Annotated in this window: 12 protein-coding genes and 1 tRNA gene; 11 read left to right on the top strand and 2 right to left on the bottom strand. The window is 35.1% G+C overall.

The window, feature by feature from the left end; all coding sequences use genetic code 11:
• Positions 1-150 precede the first annotated feature (150 nt).
• From ricT to FGM02_RS03780, 8 genes are all read left to right on the top strand, one after another.
• Entirely contained in the window at positions 151-1,686 is a 1,536-nt protein-coding gene (ricT, locus tag FGM02_RS03815; RefSeq protein WP_139956989.1) for a PSP1 domain-containing protein, read from the top strand.
• Complete coding sequence (locus tag FGM02_RS03810; RefSeq protein WP_139956988.1) at positions 1,679-2,161, top strand: gliding motility lipoprotein GldH; 483 nt, start codon at positions 1,679-1,681, stop codon at positions 2,159-2,161. Before ricT ends, FGM02_RS03810 begins: the two co-directional genes overlap by 8 nt.
• A 10-nt stretch (positions 2,162-2,171) precedes the next feature.
• Positions 2,172-4,505: a penicillin-binding protein 1A gene (locus FGM02_RS03805; protein ID WP_139956987.1), complete on the top strand. Its 2,334-nt coding sequence runs from the start codon at positions 2,172-2,174 to the stop codon at positions 4,503-4,505.
• A gap of 86 nt (positions 4,506-4,591) precedes the next feature.
• Complete coding sequence (locus FGM02_RS03800) at positions 4,592-6,406, top strand: AMP-binding protein (RefSeq protein WP_139956986.1); 1,815 nt, start codon at positions 4,592-4,594, stop codon at positions 6,404-6,406.
• An 18-nt stretch (positions 6,407-6,424) separates the two neighbouring features.
• Positions 6,425-7,186, top strand: coding sequence for an exodeoxyribonuclease III (locus FGM02_RS03795; protein ID WP_139956985.1), 762 nt, complete (start codon positions 6,425-6,427; stop codon positions 7,184-7,186).
• Positions 7,187-7,207: 21 nt separating this feature from the next.
• A complete protein-coding gene (locus FGM02_RS03790; protein WP_139956984.1) occupies positions 7,208-8,158 on the top strand; it encodes an OmpA/MotB family protein in 951 nt (316 codons plus the stop codon).
• A 29-nt stretch (positions 8,159-8,187) separates the two neighbouring features.
• On the top strand, positions 8,188-9,759 hold the full coding sequence (locus tag FGM02_RS03785; RefSeq protein WP_139956983.1) for a lytic transglycosylase domain-containing protein: 1,572 nt from the start codon (positions 8,188-8,190) through the stop codon (positions 9,757-9,759).
• Positions 9,760-9,789: 30 nt separating this feature from the next.
• Positions 9,790-10,779 (top strand): DUF4837 family protein, encoded by a 990-nt coding sequence (locus tag FGM02_RS03780; protein WP_139956982.1) that lies wholly within the window; start codon positions 9,790-9,792, stop codon positions 10,777-10,779.
• 50 nt (positions 10,780-10,829) lie between these two features.
• On the opposite strand, the gene FGM02_RS03775 is transcribed toward FGM02_RS03780, so the two are convergent.
• Together FGM02_RS03775 and FGM02_RS03770 are read right to left on the bottom strand one after the other, a co-directional pair.
• A complete protein-coding gene (locus tag FGM02_RS03775; protein WP_139956981.1) occupies positions 10,830-11,885 on the bottom strand; it encodes a nucleoid-associated protein in 1,056 nt (351 codons plus the stop codon).
• 107 nt (positions 11,886-11,992) lie between these two features.
• Positions 11,993-14,083, bottom strand: a complete 2,091-nt coding sequence (locus FGM02_RS03770; RefSeq protein ID WP_139956980.1) for a glutamine--tRNA ligase/YqeY domain fusion protein — start codon at positions 14,081-14,083, stop codon at positions 11,993-11,995.
• Positions 14,084-14,272: 189 nt separating this feature from the next.
• Between FGM02_RS03770 and FGM02_RS03765 the strand changes: the two genes are divergently transcribed.
• The 3 genes from FGM02_RS03765 to FGM02_RS03755 all read left to right on the top strand — a co-directional run bounded on the left by FGM02_RS03765 (position 14,273) and on the right by FGM02_RS03755 (position 15,112).
• Positions 14,273-14,506, top strand: coding sequence for a hypothetical protein (locus tag FGM02_RS03765; RefSeq protein ID WP_139956979.1), 234 nt, complete (start codon positions 14,273-14,275; stop codon positions 14,504-14,506).
• 116 nt (positions 14,507-14,622) lie between these two features.
• On the top strand, positions 14,623-14,982 hold the full coding sequence (gene folB / locus FGM02_RS03760; RefSeq protein WP_139956978.1) for a dihydroneopterin aldolase: 360 nt from the start codon (positions 14,623-14,625) through the stop codon (positions 14,980-14,982).
• Between the two features lie 56 nt (positions 14,983-15,038).
• Positions 15,039-15,112, top strand: a tRNA-Cys gene (locus FGM02_RS03755).
• The last annotated feature ends 115 nt before the right edge of the window (positions 15,113-15,227 follow it).

Raw genomic sequence — 15,227 nt, 5'->3', positions numbered from 1 at the left:
TTTTTTTTGTGAGAAATTTAAATTTACTTTTTAACTTAGATTGCCTATATTTACTGATTAGTGAAGGTCAGACTTTGCATTTGTATCGGTCTGATAATCAAATTATGAACAGAAAAAAGTCCTAGACTTTTCTATAATATATATACTTAAATGGCATGTGGAAGTTGTGGTACAACAGAAAATGGAGTACCAAAGGGTTGCAAAAGTAATGGGAATTGTGGAACAGGAACCTGTGGAAGCGGAAGTGAAAAACTTGCTGTCTTCGATTGGTTATCAAATATGGCGCTGCCGAGCGGTCAAAAACCTTTAGATCTTGTTGAAGTTCGTTTTAAAAACGGAAGAAAACATTTTTTTAGAAATGTAAATAATTTTCAATTGACGATTGGAGAGGTGATTGCTGTAGAAGGCTCGCCAGGGCACGATATCGGTACCGTTTCTTTAACAGGAGAACTGGTACGTGTGCAAATGAAAAAGAAAAAAGTTGCTGAAGATAGCGAAGAAATAAAAAAAATATACAGAAAAGCCACTCAAAAAGATATTGAAATTTGGCAAGCTGCCAGAGCAAAAGAAGAAGAAACTCAAAAAAGAGGTAGAGAAATTTTAGGTCGATTGGGCTTAAAAATGAAACTATCAGATATTGAATTTCAGGGAGATGGAAACAAAGCAACTTTTTATTATACCGCAGAAGAAAGAGTTGATTTTAGACAGCTTATTAAAGACTTAGCCAGTGCGTTTAGAGTGCGTATTGAAATGAAACAAGTTGGTTTACGACAAGAAGCAGCTCGTTTAGGAGGTGTAGGTTCTTGTGGTAGAGAATTGTGTTGCTCAACTTGGTTGACAGATTTTAGAAAAGTAAATACTGCTTCGGCACGTTACCAACAACTATCCTTAAATCCACAAAAATTAGCCGGACAATGTGGAAAACTAAAATGTTGTTTGAACTTTGAATTAGATTCTTATTTAGATGCTTTAAAAGGTTTCCCAAAACAAGATACAGTTCTTGAAACTGAAAAAGGAAGAGCTTATTTCGTGAAAATGGATATTTTCAAAGGTCTGTTATGGTATACTTCTAAAGAAGAGGGATCTAAATGGTTCCAATTAACACTAGAGCAAGTAAACGAAATAATTACGTTGAACAAAGCGGGTGAAAAAGGAGCAACACTTGAAGAGTTAGAATCTGAATTGGTGGTTGAAACAAAAATTGATTTTGAAAATGTAGTTGGACAAGATAGTTTGACGCGTTTTGATAAGCCAAAAACGAATAAGCGTAGAAATAATAAAAAACGCAAACCTAGAACTGGACAAAATCCGAATGCTGCAAAACCTGCGACAAATACCGGAAGTCCTAGGGCCAATAATAAACCTAGAAGAAATAACAATCCGAACAAAGAAGGAGGAGCTCCAGCAGCAAAACAAGGGGCGAATCCTCAAGAAAAAAGACAAGGTCCACCAAAGAAAAGAAGACCACAAAATAAAAATAGAGCCAATAATAAACCACAAGGAGAGGGAGCTCAAGTAGCCAAAGCCCAACCGCAAGCGAAAAAGCCACAAGGAGAAAAGAAACCTCAGGCTCAAAAAAACGGACCTGCTGAAGGAACAAGGCCTAAACCAAGACGAAATAACAATCGTAGAAGAAAGCCAAATCCGAATAACAAGCCAGATTCTAATCCGAAGAAAGATGCGTAGTATATCGTTTTTATTGATAGCACTTGTTTTTTTTACAAGTTGCGATTCAAAAAGAAAATATGATACTTATAAATCGGTAGGGGCTAATGGATGGGAGCAAGAACATAAAATTAGTTTCGACTTTGATATTCAGGATACCATTTCTAGTAATCAGCTGTTTATCAATGTTCGAAATAATAACAAGTATCCATTTAGTAACCTTTTTTTAATAACTGAATTAGAATATCCTACAGGTTTTTCCGTTATTGATACCTTGGAATATGAGATGGCAGATGTAAGTGGAAATTGGCTTGGAGAAGGGTTTACAGATTTAAAAAGCAGCAAACTTTTTTTTAAAGAAGATTTCGTTTTTCCAAATTCAGGTCTGTATACAATTACAATTGAACAAGCCATGAGAAAAAGAAATGAAATTTCAGGAATACAATTATTAGAAGGAATTACCGACATAGGTTTTAGAATAGAATCAAAAGAGTAAAAAGTGATCAATGGCTAAGAAAAGTGCAAAAAAAATCGTCAAAAAAACAAACCCATCTTTAAAAAAATACACCAAGTGGTTTTGGATTGCTGTAGGAAGTGGTTTTGGTTCCATATTCTTACTGTTTTTATTAACTTCATTAGGTGTGTTTGGAGAACTTCCTACATTTGAAGAGTTAGAAAATCCTGAACACAATTTGGCAACAGAAATTATATCTAGTGACGGAAAGACATTGGGTAAAATTGCTATTGAAAATAGAACGCCTGTTAAGTATAAAGATTTACCTGAAAATTTAGTACAAGCCTTAGTTTCTACTGAGGACGAACGTTTTTTTGAGCATGCAGGAATCGATTTTCAAAGTTTTGCAAGAGCTGTTTCAAAGCTTGGCAAAGGCGGTGGTGCTAGCACGGTTACTCAGCAATTGGCCAAATTATTGTTTCACGGTGAAGGATCTAAAAATATTGTTTGGAGAATTATTCAAAAATCCAAAGAATGGATCATTGCCATTCGCTTAGAGCGTCAGTATACAAAGCAAGAAATTTTAACCATGTACTTTAATAAGTTCGATTTCTTGTACAGAGCCATCGGAATTCGTTCGGCTTCTCGTATTTATTTTGGCAAAGAACCTAAGGATTTGAAAATTGAAGAATCTGCGGTTTTAGTCGCCATGTTAAAAAATCCGAGACAATACAATCCGAAAAGAGAAATTTCTAGAGCTAAATCTTTAGGAAGAAGAGATCAGGTATTTGCTCAGTTGTTTAGAAATGGAGTCATTTCGGAAAAAGAAAAAGATTCTTTACAGAAATTACCAATGGAATTGAACTTCTCGCCAGAAGAACATTATGATGGTATGGCGACGTATTTTAGAGAATATGTTAGAGATTACATGAAAACTTGGGTGAAAAATAATCCTAAAGCTGATGGAACCTATCATAATTTGTATCGAGATGGATTGAAAATATATGTAACCATTGATTCTCGTATGCAGCAATATGCAGAAGAGGCGGTACAGGAACATGTATCCAATTTACAACGCGTCTTTTTTAAAGAACAGAAAAGAAATCCAACAGCTCCTTTTTATGAATCAGAAGACCATAAAGGTTCTATTGATAGAATTATGGATTTGGGCGTACGAAGCACACAGCGCTATCGTCAATTAAAAGCTGCTGGGAAATCTAGAAAAGAGATTGATAAGTTGTTCAAAGTAAAAGAAAAAATGAAAGTGTTTTCTTGGAAAGGAACAAAGGACACTGTTATGAGTCCGTATGATTCTATCCGTTATTACAAGCATTTTTTACATACAGGTCTGTTGTCTGTTGAGCCACAAACTGGACATGTAAAAGCATGGGTAGGTGGAATTAATTACAAATCTTTTCAGTATGATCATGTAAAGCAAGGAAAACGTCAAGTAGGATCTACTTTTAAACCTTTTGTATATGCCTCTGCTATTGATCAGTTGGGGAAATCACCTTGTGAAAAATATCCGAATACACCCTATACTGTGCCAAAAGAGGCTTATGGTATGGACGAAGATTGGACGCCGAGAAACGCTGGAGATAAGTACGGAGGGGAGCTAACATTAAAAGATGCGTTGGCCAATTCTGTAAATGTTATTACAGCTAGATTGATTCATGAAGTTGGTCCAAAAACGGTAGTTCGTTTGGCAAGAAGAGCTGGTATTACCTCTGATATTCCTGCATATCCTTCTATTGCTTTGGGAACCGCAGATGTGAGTTTGTACGAAATGGTAGGCGCTTATTCTATGTTTGCCAATAAAGGATTGCGTGTAAACCAAATGATGGTATTGCGTATTGAAGATAAAAATGGAACCGTATTACAGGAATTTACACCAAAAACAAACCAAGTATTAAGTGAAGAATCTGCTTATGTAGTTTTAGAATTACTAAAAGGGGTTACGGAAGGTGGCTCTGGTGTTCGTTTACGTGGAAAATGGGGAAGTTATCCTGATAATGTGTCGACAGGTTATCCGTATGAGTTTACCAATCCGATTGCTGGGAAAACTGGAACGACTCAAAATCATACAGATGGTTGGTTTATGGGAGTTGTTCCTAATTTAGCTACAGGTGTTTGGACAGGTGGTGACGATTCTATTGTTCATTTTGCAAATATAAAGCAGGGGCAAGGAGCAACCATGTCTTTACCGACTTGGGCTTTGTTTATGAGAAAATGTTATGCCGATCCAGATTTGAATATCAGTCAAGAAGATTTTGAAAAACCAGAAAACCTAACGGTACAAGTAGATTGTGCAAGTGCACCTGAAACAGGGATGGGTTCTGAGCAAGATTCGAATATAAATACCACCGTGGAAGAGACTGATTTTTAAGGTGAAAAACATATTTTAAGATAAAAGTGCAAGCGGTTTTCGTTTGCACTTTTTTTGTATTTTTAAGTTTTTCCTAACAACGAATTATGAAACATTGGAACCCCTCAAAACCGATACTTAAAAGCACAAATATTTACAAAATGATGCAAACATTTGGCTTTACAAGCTATGATGAATTTTGGAAATGGTCTGTGGAAAAAAAAGAAACTTTTTGGAGAGAAACCGTCGCTAATTTGGAGATCATTCAGGAAGTGAAATACAAAGAAATTGTCAATATTTCTCAAGGTGTGGAAAAGGCAAAATGGCTGTATGGTGCAAAAATGAATATTGTAGATTCTTGTTTTCAAAACAAAGAAAATGGGACAGCAATTATTTGTCAAGATGAAAACGGAGACTTGCTGAAAATTTCGCAAAAGCAATTGGAAGCTTTGGTTGATAAAACAGCCAATGGTTTGCTAGCAGAAGGCTTGCAGTTGGGTGATGTGGTTGCTATTTATATGCCCATGACTTTAGAGGCGGTTACCCTATATTTGGCTGCAATCAAAGCAGGCTTAGTTGTGGCCACTATTGCCGATAGTTTTTCAGAAGAAGAAATTAAAGTGCGACTTGAAATAACCCAACCCAAATTAATTTGTACGCAAGATGTTTTTATGCGAGGGGCAAAAAAACACGAATTATACACTAAAATAAAAAAAACAACTTCCATAAAAATAGTGGTGGTTGATACGGTTAAAGACAGTATTGAAAAAAGTGAAGAGGATGTGTACTGGAAGGATTTTTTAAGTTCTAATGCCCAGTTTACATCTGTAAAAAGGAACCCTAGTGCTGCCATGACCATTTTATTTTCTTCGGGTACTACAGGAGCACCAAAAGCAATTCCTTGGAATCATACAACAGCAATAAAATCAGCATCTGATGCATATTACCACCATGATATTCATAAAAACGATGTGCTTTGTTGGCCTACAAATTTAGGTTGGATGATGGGCCCTTGGTTGGTGTTTGCTGCTTTTATAAACAAGGCAACAATAGCGTTGTATGCTGGTTCGCCTATGGAAAGTGAATTTGGGAAATTTGTTGAAGAAGCAAAAGTTACAATGTTAGGTGTAGTGCCAAGTATTGTAAAGCAGTGGCGAGCTTCCAATCAAATGAGTTTTTACAATTGGGAGGCAATTAAGTGTTTTAGTTCTACAGGCGAAGTTTCGAATCCGGAAGATATGTCTTATTTAATGTCTTTGGGAAATCATAAACCGATTATTGAGTATTGTGGCGGAACAGAAATTGGTGGAGGCTATATAGCAAGTACTTTGGTACAAGAAAATATTCCCAGTCAGTTTTCTAGTCAAACCTTAGGCAGTGAATTTGTTTTGTTAGATTCCGAAGGAAAGGAAGCAAAAGAGGGAGAAGTATTTTTAATTCCCCCAATCATGGGACTTTCAACAACGCTTTTGAACAAAGATCATTACAAAACCTATTACGAAGGAGTTCCAAATTATCAAGGGAGAATATTAAGAAGGCATGGAGATGAATTGCAAATAGTAAGCAATGGTTATTACAAAGCCAACGGTCGAGTGGATGATGCCATGAATCTAGGAGGAATTAAAGTAAGTTCGGTTCAAATTGAAGCCTTGCTTAATGGCTTGGATTTTGTAACAGAATCGGCAGCTATTGCTGTGGCACCAGAAGAAGGTGGACCAAGTTCTTTAGTTGTGTATTATGTCGAAGCACTAGAAATATCGAAGGAAGAAGCGTTAAATAAAGTACAAAAATATATTAAAACCGAATTAAATCCGTTGTTCAAAGTGGTAGATTTGGTGAAAATTAATAACTTGCCGCGCACAGCTTCAAACAAAATAAAAAGAAAAGAATTACGACTTTTATACAAGTCAAAAAATCAATAATACAATAGATTCGCATACATGAAAATAATATCTTACAACGTAAACGGAATTAGAGCAGCTCTTAAAAAAGGATTTATAGAATGGTTGACGGCTGCGAATCCTGATGTAATTTGTTTGCAAGAAACAAAAGCACATAAAGAGCAGTTAGATTTAAGTTTGTTTGAAGAAGCAGGTTATGCTTACAATTATTGGTTTTCTGCACAAAAAAAAGGCTACAGTAGTGTGGCAATTTTATGTAAAACGGAACCTAAAAATGTAGTTTATGGAACCGGTATAGAAACCATGGATTTTGAAGGTCGAAATATTAGAGTCGATTTTGAAACCGTTTCTATTATGAGTATGTATTTGCCTTCTGGAACCAATGATGCTCGTTTGGATTTTAAATTACAGTACATGGCCGATTTTCAGAAGTATGCCAATGAGCTAAAAAAAGAAGTGCCAAATTTAATTGTTTGTGGTGATTATAATATTTGTCATGAAGAAATTGATATTCACAATCCAAAAATGAAAGGTGTTTCAGGGTTTTTACCCGTGGAAAGAGAATGGATTGGAAACTTTATTAAAAGTGGATTTATAGATAGTTTTAGAGAATTAAATAAAGAACCCGATCATTATAGCTGGTGGAGTTACCGCGCCAACGCAAGAAATAATAATAAAGGTTGGAGGATTGATTACCACATGCTTACCGAATCTTTAAGAGATCGTTTGGAAAGAGCGTATATTTTGCCAGAAGCCAAACATTCCGATCACTGTCCGATTGTTGTTGAAATAAAAGAGTAAATACCCTATAAAATTAATAAGATGATAAAAAATGCAGTTATTTTACTTGTTGTTGCCGTATTGTCAACTTCATGTGTCTCAAAAAAATTATTTGTCGATTTAGAAGATAAATACAATCAGTTGTCAGATGAGAAAAAAGAATTGTTAGAAAAAAATGATCAATTGTTGGCTGACAAAAATAAATACGATGATTATTTAAAAGGATTAGAGGAAAAGTATGCCAATGCGAAGCAAGATAAAAAAGCTTTGCAGCGTGAAACGGGCGCCTTAAGAAAATCGTACGAAGAATTAAAAAAGACTTATGATTTATTAGCTTCTAATAGTTCTTCGGCTTTGGCTTCTAATGCCAAAGAAAATAGAGATCTTCTAACAAAATTAGAAGAAAAAGAAACGGAACTTATGGAAGAAGGTGCACGTTTAAGAACCTTAGAAGGACAGTTAACGGCTCGTTCAAAAAAAATAGATGAATTAGAAAAATTAATTGCTGATAAAGAAGCGGCAATGCAACGTTTAAAAAGTGCAGTTTCCAATGCTTTAAAAGGTTTTGAAGGCAAGGGATTGACGGTAGTTAATAAAAATGGAAATGTATATGTTTCTATGGAAAATAAATTATTGTTCAACTCTGGAAGTTGGGCCGTAGGTGCTAATGGAGCAAATGCTGTCAAAGAATTGGCAAGTGTGTTGGTCGACAATCCTGATATCAAAGTATTGATTGAAGGACATACAGACAATGTGCCGTATAGCGGACCCGTAATTAAAGACAATTGGGATTTATCTGTTAAAAGAGCCACGGCTATTGTTCGTATTTTAGAAAAAGCGAATGTTTCAGCAAAACAAATTACGGCAGCAGGTAGAGGAGAATTTGTACCTGTAGCTAGCAATGCTTCTGCCGCAGGAAAAGCGAAGAACAGAAGAATTGAAATTATTTTATCACCGAATTTGGATGAAGTCTCAAAGCTTTTAAACGAATAAAAAAAATCTGCAAATTATTGCGATAAGGAATGAGAAAAGGAAAATGTTTGAGCCTGATATTTGGGTTGTTGGTGGGAAGTTTGCATGCGCAAGAAGCGGTATCTGATTCCATAGTAAGAAATGTAGATAGTTTAAAAATACAGGAGCTTGTATTGGATAGCTTACAAATTCAAGATGTAGCATTGGACAGTCTCGCCAAACAAGAAGTTTTGGAAGATTATTCAGTTGTAGTGGATAGCTTGTGGTTGGAAACCATGTACAGTTCTCCGCTTTTTGAAGCCTTACCGGTTTATTATGAAGGCCAAGAAAAGGAAGTGTCTATGGCAGATATTGAACTGTCAACAGAGCTGTTAAAAGAACGATTGAAATTATTGGATGCTCAAACTCCGTTTGACTTGGCTTACAATCCAGACTTGGAAAGATTGATCAAGTCGTATTTAAAAACAAGAGTTAAATACTATCCTAAAATGATGGCTCGTTCTAAATACTATTTTCCAATGTTTGAAAAATATTTGGACAAGTATGATATTCCTTTAGAAATAAAATATTTAGCGGTTGTGGAATCTGCTTTAAATCCTAGAGCAAAGTCGTGGGTAGGCGCTACGGGAATTTGGCAATTTATGTATCAAACGGGAAAACAGTTTGGCTTAAATATCAGTTCGTATGTTGATGAACGTCAAGACCCTGTAAAATCTGCAGAAGCTGCTTGTAAATATTTAGAAAGTCTGTACAAAACTTTTAACGACTGGGATTTGGCTTTAGCAGCCTATAATTCTGGACCCGGAAATGTTTCCAAAGCTATTAGACGATCTGGTGGTCACCGAAATTATTGGAATATTCGTCCGTTTTTACCTTCGGAAACAGCGGGGTATTTACCAGCATTTTATGCAACCATGTATATTTTTGAATATGCAGAAGAACATAATATTCAACCTGTAGCACCTATGACATATCATTTTGCAACAGATACCATTCAACCAAAAAGATTGTTGACTTTTGATCAATTAAACGAAACTTTGAATGTAAGTGTGGAGATGTTGCAATTTTTGAACCCTGAATACAAATTGGACATCGTTCCTTTTGTAAAAGATCGAAATTATACCATTCGGTTGCCAAAAGAACATATTGGGACCTTTGTAGAAAATGAAGCTGCGATTTATGAATTGGCGGCCAAAGAAGAAGCTGCAAGAGAAAAACCACTTCCGCAATATTTTGAAATGAGCCAAAGAATTCGTTATACGGTTAAAAGCGGCGATTATTTGGGGAAAATTGCGAATAGATACGGAGTTCGTGTTTCGGATATAAAAAAATGGAACAGCATGCGTACTTCTAATATTAGTATCGGTAAGCGCTTAACGATTTATCCAAAGCGTTTGAATTTTACGGTGGCAAAAACTTCAAGCAGCACAAAGTCGAAGAAGCCTGTGGCAGGTAAAGGAGAGAAAATTAGTTATACCGTAAAAAAAGGAGATTCACTTTGGAGCATCTCAAAAAAATATCCAAAAATTACCATACAAGAATTGAAGGATTGGAATGGTATTGGTGATAGAGGGAATATTGTGCCAGGTAAAAAACTCTATATTTATCAGAAATCCTTGTAATTGCAAATTTTTAATTGAGAAAAACATACTATGAAAAACATACTTTTAGGTCTGCTTACTTTTGTTGCATTGGTGGGTTGTGAAAATAAAAATGCCAAACCGGTAATTTCTGATTCCAATGGAAGAATGAACCATTTGTTAATTGTAATGGACAATAGCAAATGGCAGGGTGAAGTAGGAGGAAAGTTGAAGGAGATTATCATGACTCCCGTTATTGGTTTGCCACAAGAAGAAAATCAATTTGATGTTTCTCAAATTCCTTCGAATTCTTTTGGGAAAATGTTTAGAACAAGTAGAAATATTCTAATTGTAGAAATAGATACCCTAAACGCCTTTCAAACAAAAAGAGATCATTACGCAAGGCCGCAACAAATTGTTAGAATTGTAGGACCTACGGAAGAAGAAATTATAAATACGCTTGACTTGTATAAAGATGAATTGATTGCTGTATTTAAGAAATCGGACATTGCGAATATTCAGGATAAAATTGCTAAAAAATCTTTCGCGAAAGGAAAGTATAAAACCTTAACACAGCTGGGTGTTGAAATGACTATTCCTACGTTTTTTAGAACGGTTGAAGATACTGGAGAATTTCTATGGCTACGTCAATATTTATCTGGAGGAATTGCAAAAGGAGACGGGAGATCAAATATTTTGGTGTATTCGGTTCCAATGGAAAATGAACCAGAAAATATTTTAGAAACAGTGGTTCAAATCAGAGATTCTATAGGGAAGAAGTTTTTACCTGGAAGCAAAGAAGGGATGTACATGATTACTGAAAAAGCAACAAAACCTAGGGTTTACAAAACAACTTTAGATGAAAAAAATACTTTTAAAACCTATGGTAAATGGGAATTGATGAATGATTTTATGGCTGGGCCCTTTGTCAGTTTTATCCTTCGTGATACGGCAAATAAAAGATGGATTGTTTTAGAAGGATTTACCTATGCACCTTCTGTTGAAAAACGTGATTTTATGTTTGAGTTGGAGGCTATTTTAAAGACGGTAAAAGTGCTCTAAAAAAGCTTGACGTATTTTTAGGGAGCAGCAGTATTTTGGAATTCGATTTATTACAGTTCGTTGTTAAAATACACCTTGTAAAAATGCATTTGCTTTTCTTCATCAAAACCTTTTTCTAAATACTCCTTGGTACTAGCTGGATTTTCTAAATCTAATTTTATTTGGATATGTGTATCCAACTTAATTTCATTTTTGATTTTCCTTTTTTGCGATTCAAATACGGAATTTGACACCTGGAATTCATCCCAAAAATCAATTTGTTTTTTGTCTTCAAACAATTCTTTGTATTCAATAAAAGCATTTCGAATACTGTCGTTATGTGCAAAAACAGTTTCTTCAAATTCTTTAGGACTCACTACATCTTTTTCTGAAAAATAACCAACAGTAGTGCTTAAAAATTCAGCCTGCTCTTGTTTTCCTAACTCTTCTTTTACAACCGTGCTAGAAAAGGTCTTACACATGTCTAAAAAATGCTTGGTTTGTGCATTGTCATCATCGGCGTAGGTTATATTTAAAAAATGTTCCTTCCAATAAGTGGCGTCGTAATTGTTGTTGTCAATGCTTAAAACGGTAAAACCATTTTCTTTTTCCGTATTTAAAATCAAACAACCTTTGTCAATTTTTCCTGGATTGATGCCTTTGTCTATTTCTAAAAAAATATCCTTCCCATCTTTTTGTGTTTGAAAGAAAGCGGTACGTTTTTCTATTTTTAAAATCCCGATAGCATCGACCAATTCTCCTTTGATAAAAATATCTGAAAAATAAGAGACAATCAAATCACCTGTTTTTATTTGAGGATGTGAAGATTGTTCAAATAAATGTTGGGCTATGTATTTACTGTTGGTGATAAAATTATTTGGATCCTCAAAAACTTCACTGCAATAGGTATACATTTCATTCATTGAAAGATGTGTGCTATGTGTGAAATTGTAAAATTCATTGATTTTACCAAACGGCTTCAAACTCATAGAAAACAACAATTTATACAAGTCTTCATCTTCCGTATTTAACAAGTTGTTCGAAACAAAATTGTCTATTTCCGTATGCTTGTTTCCTATTTTATGAAGGATGGTTTGCGAGATAAATGTTTCTTCTGTTTGAATCATTTTTATGCTTTTAAGGTTGGTCTTATTAAATAGGCAGACAGTATTTGTTAGCGCTAAAAAAGAAGCCTGTCGAAGTTAATATCTATTTCGACAGGCTCTATGAAGTATTACAAAGCTTCTTCCAACAAACTTCTTACAAAAGGATTTTTATCTTCTGTTTTTAAGTTTTGTAAAAGAGCGTCAAATTTTGTGAGCAACCAAGTATTGCTAATCACATATTTAACGACTTCAACTTTTATGGTAGAATTGTTAGATCCTAAGCTTGTTTTTATAAAACTAGCAAAGTTTTCATCTTCTTTTGTTTCTATATGAGGCAACACCAACAAACAAGACAATAATTCTTTATTCGATTTTGCCGTAGAGAAAGAGGCAATTAATGCGTCAAAAGGAATGTTTTTCGCCAAGTCAGCAATTTCTGCTTTAAAGGCATCTCGCTCTTCGTCACTTCTTGCTTTTAAAAATTTACCTGCAATTGGTCCCACTTTTTCAAAAGAATCATTTTTAGCAGGGGCGCTCGATTTTTTTTCTTGTTTGGCCCATGAGTCTGTTAATCCAACTGTTTTGTTAAACACTAATTGCTCAGCATTGCTGTCTAGGTCGGCACAGAAATATCCTTTTCTTTGGAATTGGAATTTATCACCAGCAAGCGCTGATGTCAAACTAGGCTCTACAAAAGCACTTCCTATTGTTAAAGAATTTGGGTTGATAAATTCTTTAAAATCTTTGTCTTTATGACTGTCAGGTGCTTCGTCGCTAAACAAACGATCGTACATTCTAACTTCCGCTTTTACGGCATGTTGAATAGAAACCCAATGCAAGGTTCCTTTTACTCTACGCTTACTAGCTTCTGTTCCGCTACCACTTTTAGAGTCTTCATCATAGGTACAATGAACTTCTGTGATATTTCCTGAAGCGTCTTTTACAACATCATTTGCTTTGATAATGTAGGTGTTTTTCAAACGAACCTCACCGCCTAATTTTAAACGGAAGAATTTTTTATTGGCTTGTTCTCTAAAATCTTCCTTTTCAATATAAATTTCTTTAGAAAAAGGAACTTCTCTAGTACCTGCATTTTCGTCTTCTGGGTTGTTTTCAGCAGTTACCCACTCTTCTTTTCCTTCTGGGTAATTGGTAATGACCAATTTTAAAGGATCTAAAACAGCCATCACACGGGGTGCCGATTTGTTCAAATCATCTTTGATGCAATATTCTAATAGCGCAACATCCGTAACATTGTCTCTTTTTGAAATTCCAGCTGTTTCGCTAAATTTTCGAATGGCATTGGCTGTATATCCTCTTCTTCGTAAACCTGAAATAGTTGGCATACGTGGGTCATCCCAACCGTTTACCACGCCTTCTTCAACCAATTGTAACAGTTTACGCTTGCTCATTACCGTATAGCTCAAGTTTCTACGGGCAAATTCACGTTGTTTAGGTCTTAGTTTATTCGTGTCTACAACTTGGTCTACGTACCAATCGTATAAATCTCTATGACTTTTAAATTCTAAAGTACAAATAGAGTGAGAAATTTGTTCTAAATAATCTGACTCACCATGTGTCCAGTCGTACATTGGGTAAATACACCAATCATTTCCAGTTCTATGGTGTTCTCTTTTTAAAATACGATACATAATTGGGTCACGCATATGCATGTTTACATGCTGCATGTCAATTTTTGCTCTTAACACATGAGAACCTTCTTCCAATTCGCCGTCTTTCATTTTTTGAAAAAGCGCTAAATTTTCTTCAACAGAACGATCTCTATTCGGACTGTTGGTTCCAAGTGTTGTTGGCGTTCCCTTTTGGGTAGCCATATCTTCTGAAGATTGGTTGTCTATATACGCTTTTCCGTCTTTTATAATTTCAATGGTCCAATCATACAATTGCTGAAAATAGTCTGATGAAAAGAATTCCTGATCCCATTGAAACCCTAACCATTTTACATCTCTTCTAATAGCGTCTACATATTCCTGCTCTTCTTTGGCAGGGTTTGTATCGTCGAAACGTAAGTTTACAGGGGCGTTGTATTTCAATCCCAAACCAAAGTTTAAACAAATAGAAGCTGCATGCCCTATATGTAAATAACCATTCGGTTCTGGGGGGAAACGAAAACGCAATTTTTCTTGCGATAAACCATTGTTTAAATCTTCTTCAATGATTTGTTCTATAAAGTTCAAAGACTTTTTTTCTTCTGTCATCTTCAACAAGTTGAATTGTTAATTAAAGTGGCAAATTTACTGAAATTAGTGAGAATAGTAAGGCTTTTAAAGCGCGAACTTGTAAAAATAATAGGGGTTTTATGCAAATAATGGCTCAATTTTTTGTAACTTATAGATTGCGTTTTTCGCTAGCTAGTTCCTCATGTTTCACTTTAAAATTGAAAAATTATGACAGATCAAACATTAGATGCTAGTTTGTTTGAAGGTGATGCTCGTGAAGTGAAGTCTCCAACAGGTTGGGGGAGACAGTATTATTCGGGGAAGATGATTCGTAAAATAAAAAATTATCGCACCGACTTGAGTCGCCCAAATGAACTAAAGAAGATGTCGTTTATGCAACGTTTTATGGCAGAACACATCACAGGATTGAAACGAAGAAAAAGAGATGGTTCTTTGGATTAGTTTCTTAGAAATGTCGAAATACTAAAATTGTTTCGACATTTTTTTATGGAAAATAGAATGGGATTTAAAAGCGGTTTTCTTTTTTTGTTTGCTAAATTTGTGGCCTAAATAAAAATATGGGAACAATTAAAGTAGAAAACATTCGTGTATATGCGTATCATGGTTGTTTAGAGGAAGAAGCAAAAATTGGTTCAGATTATAGAGTAGATGTGGAAGTAAAAGCCGATTTAAAAGCTTCATCTATTTCTGATAAATTGGCAGATACGGTAGATTATGTGCATTTAAATTTGATTGTAAAGCAAGAAATGGCGATAAGATCGGAATTATTAGAGCATGTTGCCAAAAGAATTTTAGATAGAGTATTGAATGAAATCGCAATTGTAAAGAAGGTAAAAGTCTCTGTTTCTAAGATAAATCCACCAATTGGCGGGGATGTGGAGCAGGTAACAATCGTACTTACAAAGCGAAGAAAATAATTATATTAAAAAGTTCTTGTTCAAACAGGAAAAATAACTAAATTTGCATCCGCAATGGCGTTGTGGCCGAGTGGCTAGGCAGTGGTCTGCAAAACCATCTACAGCGGTTCGAATCCGCTCGACGCCTCCAAGGAAAACCATCTATCATCTGATAGATGGTTTTTTGTTTTACATACTTTTCTTTCTGAAATTCTCGCGTGGTAAATTTAATTTCAATTATAAGTGGGAAAGGAGCAAGGTAAACC

Source organism: Flavicella sediminum (assembly GCF_006381105.1).
GTDB classification, from domain to species: Bacteria; Bacteroidota; Bacteroidia; order Flavobacteriales; family Flavobacteriaceae; genus Flavicella; species Flavicella sediminum.
The sequence above is the reverse complement of the archived record's forward strand: the minus strand, read 5'-3'. Positions and strand labels throughout refer to the sequence as shown.